Origin of the sequence: Carnobacterium sp., assembly GCF_040274945.1 — a bacterium.
GTDB lineage: Bacteria > Bacillota > Bacilli > Lactobacillales > Carnobacteriaceae > Carnobacterium_B.
Genome location: NZ_JBEMAR010000002.1, coordinates 50,638 through 69,785 on the forward strand (window position 1 = coordinate 50,638; position 19,148 = coordinate 69,785).

Below are 19,148 nucleotides of genomic sequence, written 5' to 3' on the forward strand. Positions count from 1 at the left end.
TTTTAAGAGTATATACATAAATAAAACAAAAGAAGGTGCATGATGATCAAAAAAAATCGGCTTGAAACAGAATCTATTCCAAAATTATTAGCAGAATTTTCGATACCGGCAATTATTGGGATGCTAGTTAATGCTATTTACAACATTGTGGATCGCATCTTTATTGGAAATGATCCAGTATTAGGGTCTTTGGGACTAGCTGCCGTTTCAATTACTTATCCTGTAACATTGGTTTTATTGGCATTTGCCCTAATGGTAGGTGTCGGAGGATCAACTCGTTTCTCTATTAGCTTAGGTAGAAAAGAAACTGAAAAAGCTAAGTTCTTTTTAGGAAATGGAGTTACGCTAGCTATTCTTGCTGGACTGTTGTTTATGATTTTAGGAAATATCTTTATTGAACCTATCTTGCGTTTACTAGGTGCAAGTACAGCTGTTCTTCCATACGCAAAAGATTATTTGAGCGTTATTTTATATGGAGCTGTTTTCCAAAGTGTCGCTATGGCATTGAATAACTTCTCAAGAGCGGATGGAAACCCTCGCGTTTCTATGGTCAGTATGATGATCGGTGCTGGATTCAACATCGTATTTGATTACATTTTCATCGTTCAACTCGGTTGGGGTATGAAAGGAGCAGCATATGCTACTATTGGCGGACAGTTTCTTTCAATGATCTGGCAATTAACCTATTTCTTGGGACCTAGAGCAAATATCAAATTGGTTTTCCAAAACATGAAGTTAAAAGTTGCCTATGTAAAAGATATCTTAACAACCGGTATACCGGCATTCTTATTGCAAATCGCAAATAGCGTACTGAATATTGTCATCAATGCTAGTTTAGTTACTTATGGGGGCGACATTGCTATATCAGTTGCTGGTATCATTACTAGTGCAACAACTATTATCATTATGATGGTTTCAGGATTGGTTCAAGGTCTACAGCCTATTATTAGTTACAATACTGGAGCAGATCGAACCGACCGCGTAAAACAAGCGTTGAAAATCGGGAGTATTGTTGGCGGAATTATCAGCACGACAGGTTTCTTAGTTTTCCAATTATTCCCTGACTTCGTTATTACATTATTCAACCAAGAACCAGCTGTTGTTTCATTAGGAGTAGAAGCAATCCGCATCTGGACAGTAGCCTTTCCACTTGTAGGTATCCAAATCGTATGGGCAAGTTATTTTCAAGCAGTCGGAAAAGTTCAACTGGCCAGCTTTTTAAATTTAGCTCGTCAAATCATCTTTTTGATTCCTTTAGTTCTCCTATTGTCGTCTGTTTTTGGTCTTTACGGTATTTATACCGCTGTTCCGATTGCTGAAGCTTTAGCTTTCGTTGTGACCTTTATCTTTTTAAAGAGTCAATTTAAAACGACTCAGCATCCGCTTTAATCATTTAATTGATCTCACTAAAAGAGGGCGACAGTTGTTTCGCCCTCTTTTTGTCGTATTTACTGCTTGAAAATCAAAGCTAATCTGATTGCACATAGCAAATAGGCTATTTTTTAATGAGTAAAGCTGTAAAATGAATTTTCATGGACAAGTTGAGCTCAAAATTTCGTTCACTCGTCCATGAAACGGTTTTTAATGGACGAGTGAACAAAAAAACAACCGTCACTTGTCCATCAAAACTAGTTTATCGGCAAAGTGACACAAAAAAATTCCCTCACTTATCCATGAAAAAGAGATTAACCAAAATTAGTGTGCGCTTATTGATAAAGTATGCAAAAAGAACGAGTCGAGACGTCTAGTCTTGACTCGTTCTTTTTAATTTTGATACCATTCTGGGCGTTCATCAAAGTAAAAGACGCCAATCCCACCAATTCCAATATGAGAACCTAGTACCGCCCCAATTCGAAATACTTGGGTTTGGCAATCAGGCAATTCTTCTTTTAACTTCGCCTCAATCGCTCTAGCTGTTTCTTCATCATCGCCATGGCTAATGCCAATGGTTTGATCCGTAAAGTTTCCTAAACCATTTTTAACATCTTCAATTAATCTTTTGTAGATTTTTTTCTCCCCGCGAACAAGTTTATGCATTTTGATAAAACCATCGTCAACAATCAAGTACGGTTTAATATTTAACGCTGTTCCTACGTACCCCGTAGTTTTATTCACACGCCCGCCTTTAACCAGCCAATTCAGGTCCCTTAACGTAAATTTGTATAGGACATGGTCAATGTTCCATTCCATTTGACGAACGATCTCGTCAAATGGCTTTCCAGCTTCGATCATTTTCAACGCTTGAAGTGCAATAAGTGCTCCACCACCTGCCCCACCTCTTGAATCAACTAAGGCCATTTTTCGTTCCGGGTATTTTTCTTTGTATTCTTCCATAATCTGATGCGCAAATTGATACGTTCCAGACATTTTTGATGAAAAGGAAAGATAAATCATATCTTCATTTTCCTGAATCCCTTTATCCAATACTTTTGTCAGAGATTCATAAGAAATTTGAGAAGTCTTTGGTACATTTCCAGATCGCATTGCCTCATACACAGCGTCCACTGTGATTTCTTCGCCATCCAAATACGATTGATTATCTAGTATGATGCTAAGTGGAATGACTTCGAAATCATACTTTTGTTCCATTTCTAAGTTACGATCAATGGTTGTATCAATAATTAATTTTGTCAATTTCATCTCACCTTATCTTTACGTTTACCGTTATTTTGTCTCTGGGTAAGTTTCTTTTATATACTTCACGCTGTCTTGTATCAATTCTTTTAGCACCGCTGAATCAATATCTGCAACTTTTTTAATATACAAGCAGCCTTTTCCCATTTTATGCTTGCCAAGTCGACTTAGCTTCTCTGCTCTATTTTCATCATCTGGTTGAGAAAGGTAAATACTGATTTGAGCTTTTCTAGGAGAGAATCCAACTGGAGCTGCATCTCCCTCATGTCCACTTGCATATTTGTAATGATAGTGTCCAAAACCAATAATAGCTGTTCCCCACATTTTAGGTTCATAACCTGTTTCTTCACTAAATAATTGAATTAAGCAATGCGCATCTTGCCGTTTCAGTTCGTCTTCAATTTCTTCTACAAACTTCGAGACATTTTCTGACGTTTCTTGTGTTTTATTTTCAGTCATTCCATCCACCTCTTCCAAATTAGTCTAATTAGTAATTATTATCTCGTCTAATCCATGTTGTTGCTTCTTCAACAGTTAACGTTTGAGTAAAATAGTGATTCCAAACCGAAACTAAATGGTTTAGGTTAGATTTGCCATAAATTTTCTGAGCATTTTCCATCTGTCTCAAAAAGAGAGAACGATGATCTGTTTCCTCATTAATTTTGATTGAACTCGGATCATCCGTTACAAAAGAACTAAGGTCATTTGGTAGAACGAGTGTCACTTTACTATTTAGTACATAAGCAAATAAGTAGCCAGATTCCATAGCTAGCTGAACAGTAATAAGTGTTTCATCAGATACATCTTGCAAATGTCCATTGGCTACATTAGCAAGCACTTCTGTTCCTTTTGAATCCCACTGTGCAAAAAAAATCGCTGCATTTTTAATGATAACCGGTTTTAACTGCTCAATAATTTTAGCCTTTGTATAACTTTTCTTCATTAGTAGCTGGTGGTTTTCAGCAATTTGAAGCAATTGACCTTTTTTATACGCCTTCAAATTATTTTCCAATTTATGATCTGGTATTCCTTTGATTAACGTTCTATTATGTATTTCTCTCATTTTACCTAAACTCCTATACACTACTATCGTTTACATTCATTCTACCGCATTTTATCTTATTCGTAAAATAACCAAAAAAAGACACAAGAGTACTTACCTTCTCATATCTTTTCTTTACCAATTAGATGTCCATTGCATTCATATCCATATACATGATTTCCCATAGATGTCCGTCTAAGTCTTTAAAGCGACGGCAAAACATCATAGCCTCTTCTTCTTCACTCAAAGCAGTAGTTCTATCTTCCGCTCCATTTTCAATTGCTGTATTTACGAGTTTATCAACTGCATCCTTTGATTCCACTTGTAAAGCAAGAATCACTTCATTTTCTTTTGACGTATTTGTTATTCCTAGGTGGGTAAAGCTTGTAAAGAACTCTTCAGTTAACAGCATCACAAGAATCGAATCCGCGACGATCATACTTGCTCCATTATTATCCGTAAACTGCTCGTTAAATTTAAATCCAAGTGCTTTAAAAAAATCCATCGATTTTGTTAAATCCTTAACAGGTAGATTAACAAAAATTGCTTTCACTCCAGCAGTCATTTTCCACACCTCCCTTATATGTAACTTGGCGCCTACTCTTACTTGACTGAATCTATTCACCATTAGTATACTCGTAATCATAAATATTATCCAAACACTCGTCTTCTTTTTTCAGCACTATTTGCTATAAGATAGGCGTTTTGTTTGATTCTTTAGTAGTAAACGATTATGATTAACTCACTTGTTATACATCAACTGGCACATAAAATGAAACGCATTTAAGTCGTTCAGTGCTCAAAAGGAGAAAAATACTATGATAGATTCAGATATTACAATCGTTTCAGCTACAGATGACGGATTCGTTCCACATTTAGCTACATTATTTTTATCTATTTTAAAAACTAAAAAAGATGAAACCAGAGTTAACTTTTATGTTATTGATGATCATATTTCACTAACCTCTAAAGATGCTTTAAATCGAATGGTCAACGAATACAATGCCTCAGTTAGCTATTTGCAAATTGATACATTGACATTTGAAGATATGGTAGAGAGTGACCGTATTCCTAAAACAGCTTATTTTAGAATTGCGATTCCAAATTATTTTAAACATACGGATATCAAACGAGCAATTTATCTAGACTGTGATATCATTGCTAAAGAAGATATTGAAAATATTTGGAACGTTGATTTAGGTGATAACCTATTAGCAGCTGTTGAAGATGCTGGTTTCCATGAACGTTTAGACGCTATGGAAATTGATGCAGAATCCAATACGTATTTTAATTCTGGCATGATGATTATTGATATCGAAAAATGGCGTGCTGAAAAAATATCAGAGCAAGTTTTAACATTCGCTACTGATAACTCAGATGAGTTAAGATTTCATGATCAAGATGCATTAAATGCTATCTTACATGATCGCTGGTTAGTCCTTCATCCACGATGGAACGCACAAGCTTACATTATTACGAAAGAACAAAAACATCCTACAAAAATTGGGAACCAAGAATATACTGAGGCACGCAATGAACCGGCTTTAATTCACTACAGCGGACATGTTAAGCCTTGGCAAAGTGAATCAGATCATCCTTACCGGGATGAGTATTTAAATGTACGAGCTGAAACGCCATTCCCTATGGAAGACGAAAATTAAAAATAAAAATGAGACAGAGGAGATTTTAATTCCTCTGTCTCATTTTTTATAGTTCTTCTCGTTCGATTGAATGGATCTCAACTTCTCCGTTATCTTCAATCTCTTGAATTACTTGATCCAGTGTTTGCTGACACAAAATCCGATTATTGCTTACCACAGCAATTCCTAGCACACCCTGATTGATTGTATCGTGTGCTTCTACTTCAGAAATACTGACATTAAACTTATTTTGTGTCTTTTTGATAATACTTTTTATCACGCTACGTTTATCTTTTAAAGAATACGAATGGTAGATCAGAAAAGATACTTTCATACCTAAAACAATCATGTTGAATCTCCTTTAAGCACATTTTTTCTGATCTTGAGTTTGTACTAGTCGAACCACAGCTAAAATTCGAGGTCATTTGATTAATAAAATAGATTTACTAATCAAATGCTAGCTGAAATTCGGGATTGTTTGACTAATAAAATAGATTTACTATTCAAATGGCATCTGATATGTGAGCTCATTTGACTAGTACCGACTAGAAATTATTTGAAATAAGGCTTCAATGCAGCTAGTTCTTCTGAATGCAACGCTCGGTAAGAACCTAATGGCAATGTTTTGTCGAGCTGCAACGGACCCATCGAAAGCCGTTTAAGATAAATGACTTTTTTCCCAACCGATAAGAACATTTTCTTAACTTGATGAAATTTCCCTTCGCTAATCTCCAATAACACTTTACTTTCAGCATCACTTTGACTAAGAATGGTCAACTTTGCTGGTTTGCATTTAACGCCTCCATCAAAGACAATTCCGGAAGCAAATGCATCTTGATCTTCGCTAGTGACTCGTTCGTTAACAACAGCTTCATAACACTTTATCACTTCTTTTTTTGGGATCAGCAACTGATAACCCAATTGCCCGTTATTTGTCAGTAAAAGCAATCCCTCAGTATCTTTATCTAGTCGTCCTACCGGAAATAATCCGGGTACACGTTGGGAAGGGTCTATCAAATCAATGACCGTTTGATTCAATACATCAGTTACTGCACTCACTACACCAGCTGGCTTATGCAGCATGTAGTAGACATGCGGTTGATGATGAATGCGTTCCCCAGAAACTTTAACTTCTTGTAACTGCGGATCCACATTAAGATTATCCACTAGTGCAATTTGTCCATTCACTTGGACTTGTTTACTTTTAATCAATCGTTTAACTGTACGGCGTGAACCGAATCCTGTCTCAAACAATAATTTATCTAACCGCATTCGATTGCTCCTTGTACTTTATCTGTTTTCTAGTTATAGAATACGTTATAGCTCTCTTCTTTGTCAATGTGCGAATAGACTAATATCGTCTTCTAAGGAAGCAATCACAACAACTTAATGGAACAAATTTCTTTCTAGTCGGTGTTTGTTCCGTTCTTATGAATTTTGAAAATAAGGTTCATCTAACCTGATGATTTTCCCATCGAGATCAACTGTTGCATTTACACCATAAGGTAAAGCACATCTAGGATAAGCGTGACCGAAATTAACATTATATAAAATAGGCAATGTCTCATCATCAATCACTTTTAGAAAGATGTCTTTATAATCTTCGTAGTACACCTCGTTTTGTGGTTTTCCAATTATCATTCCACTAATGACAGAGAATATTCCCGTTTGCTTTAACGTTTTTAAATATTTCTTTAAAGTATCTGGAGTTGGTTTTTCTTCACTTGTTTCTAAAAATAAGATCTTACCTGTCCATTCCTTTAACGAAGGAAATAATTGATAGTTTTTACAGATCTCTGCTTCATCTGGATATCGTTCTCCAACCAAAACATCATAGAGACTTTCCACGCAACCTCCAAGCAATGGACCAGAAAAAGTTCCTGTTCCTTGCAAAACTTCATAACCATAATTTTCATCATGCTGCATCCGATCTTGTCCTAAAACTTGTTTAGAAAAATCGGTGCGCTCTTCATACCATAAATTACTGGAACGGATTTCTTGTTGTTCATGACCTTCAAAGTAACCATGTAATGTTTCTTTTGTGTACGGCAACAAATGATTCGCTAATTCAGCAATATCTGTAATAAAACTTGGTCCATAAAACGAAACCATTTCTAATTTGTAAAACATCAAATGGTTTATTGTAGTGTCAGAAAATCCTGTAAATAATTTAGGCATCTCTTGTACATTCCGTACAAATTCTTCGTCTTCCAATAAATAGGGCAGCAATCGATAAGTATCGTCGCCTCCAATTGCCGCTATAATGCCTTTAATAGATGGATCATTAAATGCGTCTTTTAAATCTTGTGCTCGTTCTTCAGGATGTTTTTTTAGATACTCTACTCCTTTAAGTGTATTCGTCATAAATACTGGTTTCAATCCTAAAGCCTCTAAGCGTTTTTTTCCTAGTTCTAATTGGTGCGCACAAAATTCCTCTCCTAAAATACCGCTCGAAAGACTAACTATGGCTACTTTATCTCCGTTTTTTAACGAATAGGGTTTTATCATAATTTCCCTCCTTTTTAGTTTTCCTCTAAAATAATATATGTATTTTTAATAATATACCAAACTTCTTTAAAAATAGCATTCTATTAGATGATTTTTTAATTTTAGTGTTGGTTTGACTCCTTATTCTAAATGTTATTAAAAAATGCGTCCACTACTTTATGTAGTAGACGCATTTTTTTATTTAAATATAAACTCAATCGATATCGTAAAAATATGAAATTGCTTTAGATACAATAAAAAAGTAACCGCAATAAAGAATTAGAAAGTAGCTCCAAGCATAAAAACTGTTGCTTACTGTTAAAAAATCCAATTGTGGAATATGACTCTGTGTGTAAGTTGTTAAAGTTAGTGCCAAAAGAACTTTTAAAATTAATAATATAGAATCTACAAAGTCTTCAATCATTTTACACCTCTATGTTTATATGTTAGCGTTATCAAATTGTACTAGCCATTTACTTTTATTTCAACAGTATTCCTGTAATCTTTTTATATTTTAACTGATTCAGTCTTACTTCTACAACAAATATGCCTAAGTTTTCACACATATAAGTTGGTCATCTATTTAATGATTTCTTTTTAAATAATATTTGGTAGTCCAACTTCCTACCCAACAAAAAGGAACTATAAATACTCGCGCGTTAGTAAAAAGTGGATAATGATCATCAATCATCAGTAAAAAAAGCAGTACACCCATCCACAACAAAAGAGCTAGCCATTCTTTTTTCCTTACTTCACTAATCATTTAATACACGCCCCTATCAAACAAGCCTTTTCATTCCTTTATACTTCAGGTAACTATTATGTATAACATGACTTATTGTATAATTAAACTATTTAGTATAGCGTCTTCACCATTCAATAATACAATTAAGTACTCGTGTTCATAATCTTTATCCACATTAATTTCATAATAAAGTGGTGTATAATAGTCATCCGCTTCTTCTGGTATTACTGTATCTGTAAAAGCTATCTTTAATTTATCTCCATCTTCTATGATCTCTGCATCAACTGTTGGACCGATAGAATTAAGAATGGCTTAGGTTATTCCTGACTTTTCAGAGACTATAGTTACATCTCCTGGTTCATTTGAAATTGGATCAAGGTTTGAGATAGGATTTACTTCTTGAATAGTTGTCTCGTCATTATTACCGCAGCCAATCAAAACGAGTGAACAAAAAGGAATTAAAATTAAGTTCTTCATATTGAATTTGCTCTTCTGAATAGTCATTTTTATGTAACTCTAGCCAAAACTTATTTCTCAATATCTGATCTGCGAAGCATGTAATATCCAATGGCTATTAGAGCATATCCTAAGCCAAGTCTTTGATTCAATATTTCAAAAATCGCTATTCCAAAAATTAAAATAGAGAAATAGTGATACCATTGAGATTTATTTATTTTTTTCACTTAAACTCCTCCATAGATAATTCCTTAAATCTTTTTACTGTCTAAATTATCTATGAAAGGTCTTTCTTTTAAAAGAACCTATTAGTTTACACGGTAGCAACCAGCAGTTGCATCCTTATAGTAGCAACATTTATAGACTTGTCAAAATTATTCTTCTTCATAAAATTGAATAGTCATTCCTTCAAACATTAAACTATCTAATTCGCTTTTTTTGATTTCTTTGTCTGTTATTTTAAACACTTCAATCGTTTCGTCCATTATAATTTTTAACAATAAATCTTTTTCATTTTTATTTATGTACACAAGCTCTGTGTAGAGATCCTCTTTATAACAAATTCCAACTTCTTCTATTTCACCCATCATTTCAACACTCCTCTTTTATTTATTAAGTGCAACCAATAGTTGCTAATTGTAAACTGATCCGTTCTTTAAAATTTAATCAAAATAAGGGATAATAGGATTAGTAAGTGACTTAACAAAACGCTTAGTCATTTCTTAATACACTACTATAAGAAAGGATAAGTAACAATGAAAACTTATAAACAAAAAGCTCTTTTACTTGTTGGTATAAATTTAGCTGTTATTATTGGTTTCATTTTTTATCCTAAAGATATTAATGGAAATCCTTTTATTCTTTCACTAGCAATCGCTATTAATAGTTACGATTTACTAACGATTAAAGAACCGTTGCCAAAAACTTATTTATTTTCTAGATACACCTTTATTTTGTTACTAATTTTAGGATTACTATTGTCATTAATAAATCGTTAAACTTATTTATAAAATAGACTCTCAAAATGGAGGTATACATATGAAGAAAAGATCATTTTTCAATCCATTACTTGTTACATTGTTTCCTATTGTAACGCTAGGGATAGTTCCATGGATTATTTACTATGCAAAAATAATTTCTGCTCAGACTTATAGTTTAACAGGTTTTTGGGCAATTAGTATCTGTTGGCTACTCCTCAGCATAACTATAACGTTAATCAGTTACCAATTAGTTCATTACTTTGATAAAAAAGATAAGTTTACAAAATGGATCCTAATTGCCTGGATAGCTATTTTAATTTTCTTATTGGTTGGTTATTACTTTGGTTATAGTTTATCCATTTATGCAGCTCTCAACCTCATTGGTACCCCTTTTGTCGAATTGACTCTTGGGTTTTACCTAAGTTTAACTGTTTTACTTTATATTAAACGATAGAATTATTATATAATTTATCAATCAAAAATAAGTTAGCACCTAAACTTAGAGTTATTTTTCTAAGAGTTGGTGCTAACTTTTTATTTATTCTCAATCCGTTTCCTCTAATTTATACAATTTCCTCTCAATTTGGTGCAAGAATCATATTTTCTTTAGTTTACCAATTTTAGGTTTCTATCTGCAACTACCTTGTCCTACAGGAGAATAAAAGTAGAATATATTGTTTCACTCCTCCATTAAACCAACTTTGATGGAGAAGTGAAGCTATTTTTTGTCGTCACTCATCCATGAAGAGCCATTTTTCGGACAAGTAGCCTACTTTTTGACCTCTACTCTTCCGTTAACGGTCATTTCATGGACAAGTGGTTTACTCCTATTTGCAAAACAAAAAAACTCATTCTTACTCTTGAAGGAATGATCCACCAAAAATAAGAATGAGTTTACTGAATGAGCTTCAAACAGCTCTTTCATATATATAAAATGATTAATCACGAACTAATAAAGTAACACTTTCCACGTGAGTTGTTTGAGGGAATAGATCTACAGGTTGAACTTTTTTAACTGTATATCCGCCTTCTGAAAGTAAAGCTAAGTCACGTGCTAATGTTGCTGGATTACAACTTACGTAAATCATTTTTGTTGGTTTCATTTCAAGAACAGCCTCAGTAAATTCTTTTTCAAGACCTTTACGAGGAGGGTCAACAACTAATAAATCAGCTGTACGGCCTTCTTCACTCCATTTAACCATAACTTCTTCAGCAGCACCTGCTTCAAAGGTCACATTATCAATATTGTTTAATTCAGCATTTGCTTTTGCATTTTCTACAGCTGGTTCAATTACTTCGATTCCATAAACATGTTTAGCATTTTTAGCTAATGTTAATGTAATGGTCCCAATTCCACTGTAGGCATCAATAACTGTTTCTTCGCCCGTTAATTCAGCAAAGTCTAAAACCGTTTGATACAATTTCTCAGTTTGAAGTGGGTTCACTTGGTAGAATGAACGGTGAGAAATTTCAAATGTGTTGCCTAATAAAGTATCTCTAAATTTATCTTCGCCATATAAAACAATTGCATCGTCGCCTAAAATCACATTTGTGTGTTTAGGGTTAACATTTTGAACAATGCTGACAACTTCTGGAATTGCTTCAAGAATATCTGGAATGATTTTGCTTGTAGGGAACAATTTAGCTGTTCTTGTTACTAATACGATCATAATTTCGCCAGTATAGTATCCACGACGAACAATAATGTGACGCAAGTTACCTGTATTTTCATTTTCGTTGTATGGTTTAACGCCATATTCACGCATGATATCACGGACAGCGATGATTGTTTCATCAATTTTAGGATCTTGAATGTAGAAGTTTTCCATTGGAATCACTTCATGGCTGTTTTTACGGAAAAAACCAGTAGTCAATTTGTCATTGATTTTACGTACCGGTATTTGTGCTTTGTTACGGTAACCTGATGGGTTAGCCATTCCAATTGTATCGTATACGGGTACTTCTGGTAATTTTGCAATGCGTTGCATACTGTTCATAACTTGTTGTTTTTTAAAGTTTAATTGTGCTGGGTATCTCATGTGTTGCAATGGCGTAATGCCTACACGTGTATAATTTTCGTCTTGGATGACTACACGGTCTTCACTTGAGTTTAAACGATTCAATACTTTTGCATAACCAAAAGATTTCCCTGTTTTATGAATTTTAACTTCTACTTGTTCACCGGGTAAAGCATTTTCAATGAATAGTGAATAACCTTGTATTCTAGCTACTCCCATACCCTCATGTGTTAAATCTTCAATTTTAACGGTGTGTTTTTCATTTTTCTTAACTGGTACTATTTTATCTGCTTTCATAAAAAAAGCTCCCTTCGTTGACCCTATTTCGTGTCATATGTTTGTCGGTATATGTTTATTCAAGAACGTGTTCTAAAAAGCAAAACCAAATCCGCTTTTCTTCACACTCCATTGTCAGTTAGTACGCCAGATATTTGATACTTTCTATCATCCACTTAACTGGGAGTGTTCCTGACTCGACCGGCTAAACGGGATGGGATTAAAAATACGTTCTTATCTAATGATTCTAATCTACACTATAGTATCGACCTTTTAAATTAACTATAAAGGCTTCTTCCAATTCTTAATCATAAGTTTGGGTACTGACTCGTAATTATACAAGAAAACTCACCTTATTTCAAAGTTTTCTTATTTTTTCTCATAAGCTTCTTTTTTTGAAGAGTGAATTTCACCATCACCATTGATGTCTTGGTTCGTTAATTCTTCAACTTCTTTGATAAAGGCGTCTTCCACTCCCTCAGCATCTTCATCTTTCTTATCAACGGCCTTTTGAATATCATCCGTAGATACAATGATTTCAATGTGTTGATGCAAATTAGAAAACGTAACGGGTGCGTTTCCGCCGTATTCGCCATCCAAGTTGATCATCATATTAGACGAGTTTCCTGGACGTGCAACAATTTTACTTGTTTTTTTGTATAAAATTTTTGAATTGGTTAAATGTTTTCCGCCATTCAAGACTTGTGCCACTAAATACATGATATCTGCTAAGTTGGAAGTTTTTAAGATAATTAACGTGAACTTTCCATCATCTAATAAAGCATCGGGGGCAATTTGTTCAAAACCGCCAATTGAATTGGTAAGAGCAACTAAAAACATCGTTGCTTCTCCCTCAAATATGCCATCATCGTACTCAATGTGCATTGGAATAGGTTTCATCCGAGGCAAAACTTCTGCCCCTTTAACAAAATAAGCTAAGTATCCAAAGATTGATTTTAACTGTGATGGAACGTCATACGTTAATTCTGTCAATAACCCACCACCGCCAATGTTAATGAAATAAGATAAGTCTTCTCCCATAACCGCTTCGCCAATATCCATGAAAAAAGATTGCTCTTTTTGAATTACTTTTGCTGCTTCTACTAGATTATTTCTTGGAATGTGTAAAGCTCTAGCATAATCATTCGTTGTTCCAGCAGGGATAATTGCCAGTTTAGGTCTTTTCCCCAAACCAGCAATCCCATTTACGACTTCATTGATCGTTCCATCCCCACCTGCTGCTACGATTAAATCAAAGCCGGCTTTTGCTGCTCTTTCAGCTTCGTTTCGAGCAGAGTTAGGTTCTGGAGTTGTCGCATAAGCACTAGTTTCATACCCTGCATCTTCGTAAACTTGAAAGATTTCTACTAGATTTTTTTTTACAATTTCACGACCTGATGTCGGATTATAAATCACTCTTGCACGCATAAATCTTCTCCTTTACTTTCACACCTAATTTTAGCGTTTGCTCAATTCATCCATCAATAATTTATTCACGACTCCTGGATTAGCTTGGCCTTTGGTAGCTTTCATAATTTGTCCCACTAAGAAACCAACTGCACGGTCTTTCCCATTTTTAAAGTCTTCAATTGATTGTGCATTATTGTCTAATATGTCATTGATGATTGGCAATAATTTTGCAGGGTCGCTTAATTGAACCCAACCATTTGCTTCAACGACTCCTTGAGCGTCTCCACCGTTCATGATCAGTTCGCGGAATACTTTTTTCGCCATTTTTGAACTAATGGTTCCATCCGAAATCAATTTGGTCATACCAGATAAGTTTTCAGGCGTTAATTTTGTCTCATGTAACTCTAGCTTTTCACTGTTTAAATAGGCTGAAACTTCACCCATCAACCAGTTTGAAGCTTGTTTTGCATCTGCTCCATTTGCTAACATACCTTCAAAGAAATCTGACATTTCTTTTGTTGCTGTTAAGACCATTGCATCGTATTCTGGTAATCCTAGTTCACTGATGTAACGGCTACGACGATCTTTTGGCATTTCTGGAATAGTCACTTTCACACGGTCGATCCATTTTTCATCAATCACAATGTTTGGCAGATCAGGTTCTGGGAAATAACGGTAATCGCTTGACCCTTCTTTGACACGCATTAAAAGAGTATCTCCAGTTGCTTCATCGTAACGTCTTGTTTCTTGTTGAATCACTCCACCAGACAAAAGAACTTTTTCTTGACGTTTTTCTTCAAAAGCTAACCCGCGACGAACAAAGTTAAAGGAATTCAAGTTTTTTAATTCTGTTTTGGTTCCAAATTCTTCTTGCCCAATTGGACGAATAGAAATATTGGCATCACAACGCATTGATCCTTCTTCCATTTTCACATCACTTACACCAGTATATTGAACGATTTGTTTAATCGCTTCTAAATAAGCATAAGCTTCTTCCGGTGAACGCATATCTGCTTCAGATACGATTTCAATCAGCGGTGTTCCTTGACGGTTTAAGTCAACATAAGAATAGCCATCTGTTCCATGCGTATTTTTACCAGCATCCTCTTCTAAATGTACGCGTTCAATACGGATTTTCTTTTTCTTGCCTTCAACTTCAATTTCGATCCATCCATCATGTCCGATCGGTTGGTCAAATTGTGAGATTTGGTAAGCTTTTGGATTATCTGGATAAAAATAGTTCTTGCGATCAAATTTGGTATCTTGTGAAATCACACAATTTAAAGCTAAAGCAGCTTTCATTCCAAATTCAATAGCACCTTTATTGATAACGGGTAAGACCCCAGGGTAACCCCAGTCAATAACGTTTGTGTTTGTGTTCGGTTCCGCACCAAAGTGAGCTGGAGCAGGTGAGAACATTTTTGAGTCGGTTTTTAATTCTACGTGGACTTCTAGTCCAATTACTGTTTCAAAGTTCATATCTATTCTCTCCTCCTACAAATTTGGTTTTTCTTTATGAAAGTCAGTAGCTTGTTCAAAAGCATAGGCCGCTTTATAAATTGTTTCTTCATCGAAATGCTTTCCGATCAATTGCAGACCTACTGGCAGATCATTTGAGAATCCGCATGGAATAGAGATAGCTGGTACACCTGCTAAATTAACTGGAACTGTTAAGATATCGCTTAGGTACATTGCAATTGGATCATCGATTTGTTCGCCAATTCCAAATGCAGTCGTTGGTGTTGTAGGCCCTAATATCAAATCAAATTCTTTAAATACATTATCAAAGTCTTGTCTGATCAATGTTCTAGCTTGTCCAGCTTTTTTAAAGTGAGCATCATAAAAACCTGAACTCAACGAGAATGTTCCAAGCATGATACGACGTTTTACTTCCATACCAAAACCTTCAGTACGTGATTTCACATAGACTTCATCAAGCGTTTTCGCTTCAGGCGAACGGTAACCATAACGAACACCATCAAAACGTTGTAAGTTTGAAGAAGCTTCTGAAGAAGCAATAATATAGTAAGCAGGTACGCCATATTTTGAATGTGGCAAGCTCACTTCTTCAACGATAGCTCCTAATGATTTGAAGGTATCGATAGCTTTAAGAACGGCTTCTTTAACGCCTTCTTCTAACCCTTTTTCATTTAAGTATTCAGTTGGAACACCAATTTTCATACCTTTGACGCCAGACTCGATCCCAGCAGTAAAATCTGGAACTTCACCTTCATAACTCATTGAATCACTTGCATCATGTCCGCTGATAGCATTTAAAACTAAAGCATTGTCTTTAACGGTACGTGTAAATGGTCCAATTTGATCCAAACTAGATCCAAAAGCAATCAAACCAAAACGAGACACACGGCCATAAGTTGGTTTCATCCCAACGATTCCGTTAAATGCTGCTGGTTGACGAATCGATCCACCAGTATCTGTACCTAATGAAACTGGAATTTGCCCCGCTGCTACTGCTGCTGCAGATCCACCTGAAGAGCCACCAGGAACTTTATCTAGATTCCATGGGTTACGTGTCTTTTTGTAATAAGACGTTTCAGTACTTCCGCCCATAGCGAATTCATCCATGTTTAATTTCCCAACTGAAATCATTTTCGCTTCTTTTACTTTTTTCGTAACCGTTGCATCATAAATCGGAACAAAGTCTTCCAAAATTTTACTAGCTGCTGTTGTACGTGTACCATTTGTTACGATATTGTCTTTGATACCGATTGGAATACCTGAAAGAACATTATTCGGGTCAATGCCTTCTTCGTCTACTTTTCGAGCTTGTTCAAGAGCTTCTTCTTCAGTCAACGTAATAAAAGCACCAATTTTATCCTCTGTTTCGCCAATACGAGCAAAAACAGCTTTAACAATTTCTTGAGCGGTTACTTCTTTTTTTACAAGCAATTCATGCAATTCTTCTACTGTGTAATTTGTTATATCCATACTATGCTCCTGCCTCCCCATTGTCCATTATTGCAGGAACTTTAATTAAGCCGTCTTTTTCTTCTTTAACATTTTTAAATAGCAATTCGCGATCTGTTCCCGGAACGGCTTTGTCTTCACGCATAACATTGTATGTGCGCAAACCATGAACCGTTACAGGCACATTTTCAGTATCTAACTCATCTAATTGTTCTACCATATGCATAATAGCATCCATTTGTTCTGTGAAATGGGCAATACCTTTGTCACTAATTTCTAGTTTTGCTAATTTTGCGACGTGTTTTACGTCCTCTTCAGTAATAGCCATCGGTTTGTTCACTCGCTTTCTTTGAATAAATTATCTTAGTTCAAACTCCTTTACTATAATACCATAAACCACTTATATGCTGTATCTTAAATCTCATTTAAATTCGCTTCACTTCGTAACAATAGTTTGATAGGATAGCTTTGAGGTGGATAAAGTGAAACTAACTATACGAAAAAGAACATTAGGAACCATACCGTTGCTAGAAGTCGTACCAAGGAAACAACGAAATGATCTGCTTCCCTTGGTGATCTATTATCATGGTTGGCAATCGTCAAAAGAATTGAATTTGACACAAGCTCGTTATTTAGCGCAACAAGGATTTCGTGTAATATTGCCAGATGCCGTGAATCACGGAGAACGCAAGCAGCCAGTTTCAAAAATTCCTTCCTTGACCTTTTGGCAAAGTATTCACTCGAATTTATTTGAGTTTGGCTTTATCATTGATTATTTCCGAAAAATTGGGTTTGTTGATGGCGTGATTGGGATTGGAGGAACATCCATGGGTGGCATAACGACATGTGCCTTATTGACACATCATCCGGAAATCAAAGCAGCTGCTTGTTTGATGGGGTCACCAAAATTACAGGTTTATCAAGAACTTATTGTGGAACATGCCAGTAAATTAAACCGATACTTGCCACAAGATTATGATGAATTATTGAACTGGATTCCAAATTACGATCTGTCGTTACACCCAGAAACATTACAAGGTCGACCTTTATTTATTTGGCATGGAAAACAGGACCAAATTGTACCTTATCAACACGCTGCCGATTTTGCAGAAGAACAAAAAGATTTGTCAAATATTTACTTTAGAGACGAGGACGAAGTTCATTTGGTGAAAACAAACACCATGAGAGAAGTCACAACATTTTTTGTGAATGAATTGTTGTAAAAAAATGTGGCTAAGTACTAGCACGAAAATATTTTTCTAAAGATAATAAAAACCTCCCAAAATTCTGGAAGGTTTTTTATTTTAAAGTTTATTCATTTATAAGGATTCGACTGACTCTCTTAAAATCGCTCTAAAGATGAAACATCCTCTGCGATATTCCTTGTTTTTCTGTCAAGTCTAAGCGGTGTGCTACGCATCCTAATCAAATACGTGGGTATAGAATTCGGTTTCGCCTGCTTCTCGAGATAGGAATGCTTCAGTACCGTTTATTGATTTTATTGTAATCTCTATTGGTATATTGGGCAATAAATACGAAGAAGCTTTTTCAGCGACATTTTGGGTAAACGCAATAATCTCACTTTCTCCATAAAATTGTGTATTGATCGATACTTTCATATTCACAATTTGGTCATCCGTATAGAGTGCTTCAGCTGTGACACCACTTAAGTTTGGAAAGAAATTTTCAATTTCTGATTTGAAGTTTGCAAAGCTGGATAACTCAGTACTTTCTTCTCCACTAGTTGGAAATACCACTTTCTTTTGATTGATAGGCTCCCAATTCTGTACTGTAGTTGCCCCATCTTGGCTTATTGCTTCTGAAATGTACACACCACCAGCTAAGTTATCTTTCGTGGATTGTTCAAAGATACCAACAACAATCGGAATATCTCCAACACCTTCCGTTTCCCGTAAGCGTTGCACAATTTTATCAGCCATTTTTTTACCTTCTGCTAGTAATTCTTCTCGCGAAATTTCTGTTTCAAATTCTGCGCCGAATTCTTTTTTTGTATAATAATCTACAGTATTCATTGCTAAACCTATAGAAATCCCACCTAGTGCAAATCCATTATCTTTTTGTACCATATAATTTTGTTCCAACAACGAGTCTAAATAAATTGGATTCCGTTCATTTGGTTCAAGGTTTCCATTGTCTTCTGGATTCAGTCCTTCTGGATTCTCTTCACTCGCACGAGCCAACCATTTACTAGTGGTTTCAGCATTAACATATTGACCTTCTTGAAAGTAGTAGGAATCTGGTGAAAAATGGCTTTGTGATAAGTCCATTAGCCCAGTCTCAAACGCCTTTAAATTTACATTTGAGTTCAATCCTAACGTTACCCCTCTATTTAAACTGGTTTTGTAAGTTCCATCCGTAATGATTGCACTGTAATAATCACCTGATAATTGGCTTGTTGTTTCAGTTTCTTCGCCAACAGACTCTGTTTCTTTTATATCCGGATCTTCTGTTTGGCAGGCACTTAAAAGAAATACACAGGCAGCCATTAAGGCAATTGCTTTTTTGTTCATT

Annotated in this window: 22 protein-coding genes; 5 read left to right on the forward strand and 17 right to left on the reverse strand. The window is 35.3% G+C overall.

The annotated features are described in order from the left end of the window. Positions 1 to 42: 42 nt before the first annotated feature. Positions 43 to 1,389 carry an MATE family efflux transporter gene (locus ABS916_RS02665; RefSeq protein ID WP_350450436.1) on the forward strand — a complete coding sequence of 449 codons (1,347 nt, stop codon included), beginning with the start codon at positions 43 to 45 and terminating at the stop codon, positions 1,387 to 1,389. Positions 1,390 to 1,764: 375 nt separating this feature from the next. Here the strand turns inward: ABS916_RS02665 and ABS916_RS02670 are convergent, their stop codons facing one another. The 4 genes from ABS916_RS02670 to ABS916_RS02685 form a co-directional block, all read right to left on the reverse strand. After that, positions 1,765 to 2,640 (reverse strand): DegV family protein, encoded by an 876-nt coding sequence (locus ABS916_RS02670; RefSeq protein WP_350450437.1) that lies wholly within the window; start codon positions 2,638 to 2,640, stop codon positions 1,765 to 1,767. A 24-nt stretch (positions 2,641 to 2,664) separates the two neighbouring features. Further along, on the reverse strand, positions 2,665 to 3,093 hold the full coding sequence (locus ABS916_RS02675; protein ID WP_350450438.1) for a DUF1801 domain-containing protein: 429 nt from the start codon (positions 3,091 to 3,093) through the stop codon (positions 2,665 to 2,667). A 28-nt stretch (positions 3,094 to 3,121) separates the two neighbouring features. Further along, positions 3,122 to 3,697 (reverse strand): hypothetical protein, encoded by a 576-nt coding sequence (locus ABS916_RS02680; RefSeq protein ID WP_350450439.1) that lies wholly within the window; start codon positions 3,695 to 3,697, stop codon positions 3,122 to 3,124. Between the two features lie 121 nt (positions 3,698 to 3,818). Beyond that, positions 3,819 to 4,241 (reverse strand): VOC family protein, encoded by a 423-nt coding sequence (locus tag ABS916_RS02685; RefSeq protein WP_350450440.1) that lies wholly within the window; start codon positions 4,239 to 4,241, stop codon positions 3,819 to 3,821. Between the two features lie 253 nt (positions 4,242 to 4,494). Here ABS916_RS02685 and ABS916_RS02690 point away from each other — a divergent pair, with 253 nt between their 5' ends. Next, positions 4,495 to 5,337 carry a glycosyltransferase family 8 protein gene (locus tag ABS916_RS02690; protein ID WP_350450441.1) on the forward strand — a complete coding sequence of 281 codons (843 nt, stop codon included), beginning with the start codon at positions 4,495 to 4,497 and terminating at the stop codon, positions 5,335 to 5,337. 46 nt (positions 5,338 to 5,383) lie between these two features. On the opposite strand, the gene ABS916_RS02695 is transcribed toward ABS916_RS02690, so the two are convergent. The 7 genes from ABS916_RS02695 to ABS916_RS02725 all read right to left on the reverse strand — a co-directional run bounded on the left by ABS916_RS02695 (position 5,384) and on the right by ABS916_RS02725 (position 9,594). Then, a complete protein-coding gene (locus ABS916_RS02695; protein WP_350450442.1) occupies positions 5,384 to 5,665 on the reverse strand; it encodes a DUF503 domain-containing protein in 282 nt (93 codons plus the stop codon). A gap of 203 nt (positions 5,666 to 5,868) precedes the next feature. Beyond that, entirely contained in the window at positions 5,869 to 6,588 is a 720-nt protein-coding gene (locus tag ABS916_RS02700) for a pseudouridine synthase (RefSeq protein WP_350450443.1), read from the reverse strand. Positions 6,589 to 6,744: 156 nt separating this feature from the next. Beyond that, positions 6,745 to 7,824, reverse strand: a complete 1,080-nt coding sequence (locus tag ABS916_RS02705) for a S66 family peptidase (RefSeq protein ID WP_350450444.1) — start codon at positions 7,822 to 7,824, stop codon at positions 6,745 to 6,747. Between the two features lie 562 nt (positions 7,825 to 8,386). Beyond that, positions 8,387 to 8,566, reverse strand: a complete 180-nt coding sequence (locus ABS916_RS02710) for a hypothetical protein (RefSeq protein ID WP_350450445.1) — start codon at positions 8,564 to 8,566, stop codon at positions 8,387 to 8,389. A 294-nt stretch (positions 8,567 to 8,860) separates the two neighbouring features. Next, positions 8,861 to 9,052, reverse strand: a complete 192-nt coding sequence (locus ABS916_RS02715) for a hypothetical protein (RefSeq protein ID WP_350450446.1) — start codon at positions 9,050 to 9,052, stop codon at positions 8,861 to 8,863. 23 nt (positions 9,053 to 9,075) lie between these two features. Next, positions 9,076 to 9,231 (reverse strand): hypothetical protein, encoded by a 156-nt coding sequence (locus ABS916_RS02720; RefSeq protein WP_350450447.1) that lies wholly within the window; start codon positions 9,229 to 9,231, stop codon positions 9,076 to 9,078. 147 nt (positions 9,232 to 9,378) lie between these two features. Beyond that, positions 9,379 to 9,594 (reverse strand): hypothetical protein, encoded by a 216-nt coding sequence (locus ABS916_RS02725; protein WP_350450448.1) that lies wholly within the window; start codon positions 9,592 to 9,594, stop codon positions 9,379 to 9,381. 165 nt (positions 9,595 to 9,759) lie between these two features. On the opposite strand from ABS916_RS02725, the gene ABS916_RS02730 reads away from it, so the two are divergent. Both ABS916_RS02730 and ABS916_RS02735 read left to right on the forward strand, forming a co-directional pair. Next, entirely contained in the window at positions 9,760 to 10,002 is a 243-nt protein-coding gene (locus tag ABS916_RS02730; RefSeq protein WP_350450449.1) for a hypothetical protein, read from the forward strand. A gap of 40 nt (positions 10,003 to 10,042) precedes the next feature. Beyond that, positions 10,043 to 10,438, forward strand: a complete 396-nt coding sequence (locus tag ABS916_RS02735; RefSeq protein WP_350450450.1) for a hypothetical protein — start codon at positions 10,043 to 10,045, stop codon at positions 10,436 to 10,438. A 484-nt stretch (positions 10,439 to 10,922) separates the two neighbouring features. On the opposite strand, the gene rlmD is transcribed toward ABS916_RS02735, so the two are convergent. The 5 genes from rlmD to gatC all read right to left on the reverse strand — a co-directional run bounded on the left by rlmD (position 10,923) and on the right by gatC (position 16,944). Next, positions 10,923 to 12,299, reverse strand: a complete 1,377-nt coding sequence (rlmD, locus tag ABS916_RS02740; protein WP_350450451.1) for a 23S rRNA (uracil(1939)-C(5))-methyltransferase RlmD — start codon at positions 12,297 to 12,299, stop codon at positions 10,923 to 10,925. Positions 12,300 to 12,647: 348 nt separating this feature from the next. Next, the gene (locus ABS916_RS02745) at positions 12,648 to 13,706 is read right to left on the reverse strand and encodes a diacylglycerol kinase (protein WP_350450452.1); all 1,059 of its coding nucleotides are present in this window, start codon (positions 13,704 to 13,706) and stop codon (positions 12,648 to 12,650) included. A 30-nt stretch (positions 13,707 to 13,736) separates the two neighbouring features. After that, the gene (gene gatB / locus ABS916_RS02750; protein ID WP_350450453.1) at positions 13,737 to 15,167 is read right to left on the reverse strand and encodes an Asp-tRNA(Asn)/Glu-tRNA(Gln) amidotransferase subunit GatB; all 1,431 of its coding nucleotides are present in this window, start codon (positions 15,165 to 15,167) and stop codon (positions 13,737 to 13,739) included. Positions 15,168 to 15,182: 15 nt separating this feature from the next. Further along, a complete protein-coding gene (gene gatA, locus ABS916_RS02755; protein WP_350450454.1) occupies positions 15,183 to 16,637 on the reverse strand; it encodes an Asp-tRNA(Asn)/Glu-tRNA(Gln) amidotransferase subunit GatA in 1,455 nt (484 codons plus the stop codon). A 1-nt stretch (position 16,638) separates the two neighbouring features. Continuing rightward, positions 16,639 to 16,944, reverse strand: a complete 306-nt coding sequence (gene gatC, locus ABS916_RS02760) for an Asp-tRNA(Asn)/Glu-tRNA(Gln) amidotransferase subunit GatC (RefSeq protein WP_251165470.1) — start codon at positions 16,942 to 16,944, stop codon at positions 16,639 to 16,641. A gap of 154 nt (positions 16,945 to 17,098) precedes the next feature. Here gatC and ABS916_RS02765 point away from each other — a divergent pair, with 154 nt between their 5' ends. Then, positions 17,099 to 17,839, forward strand: a complete 741-nt coding sequence (locus ABS916_RS02765) for an alpha/beta fold hydrolase (RefSeq protein ID WP_350450455.1) — start codon at positions 17,099 to 17,101, stop codon at positions 17,837 to 17,839. Positions 17,840 to 18,037: 198 nt separating this feature from the next. Here ABS916_RS02765 and ABS916_RS02770 read toward each other — a convergent pair whose 3' ends face one another. Beyond that, on the reverse strand, positions 18,038 to 19,147 hold the full coding sequence (locus ABS916_RS02770; RefSeq protein ID WP_350450456.1) for a CamS family sex pheromone protein: 1,110 nt from the start codon (positions 19,145 to 19,147) through the stop codon (positions 18,038 to 18,040). Between the last annotated feature and the right edge of the window lies 1 nt (position 19,148).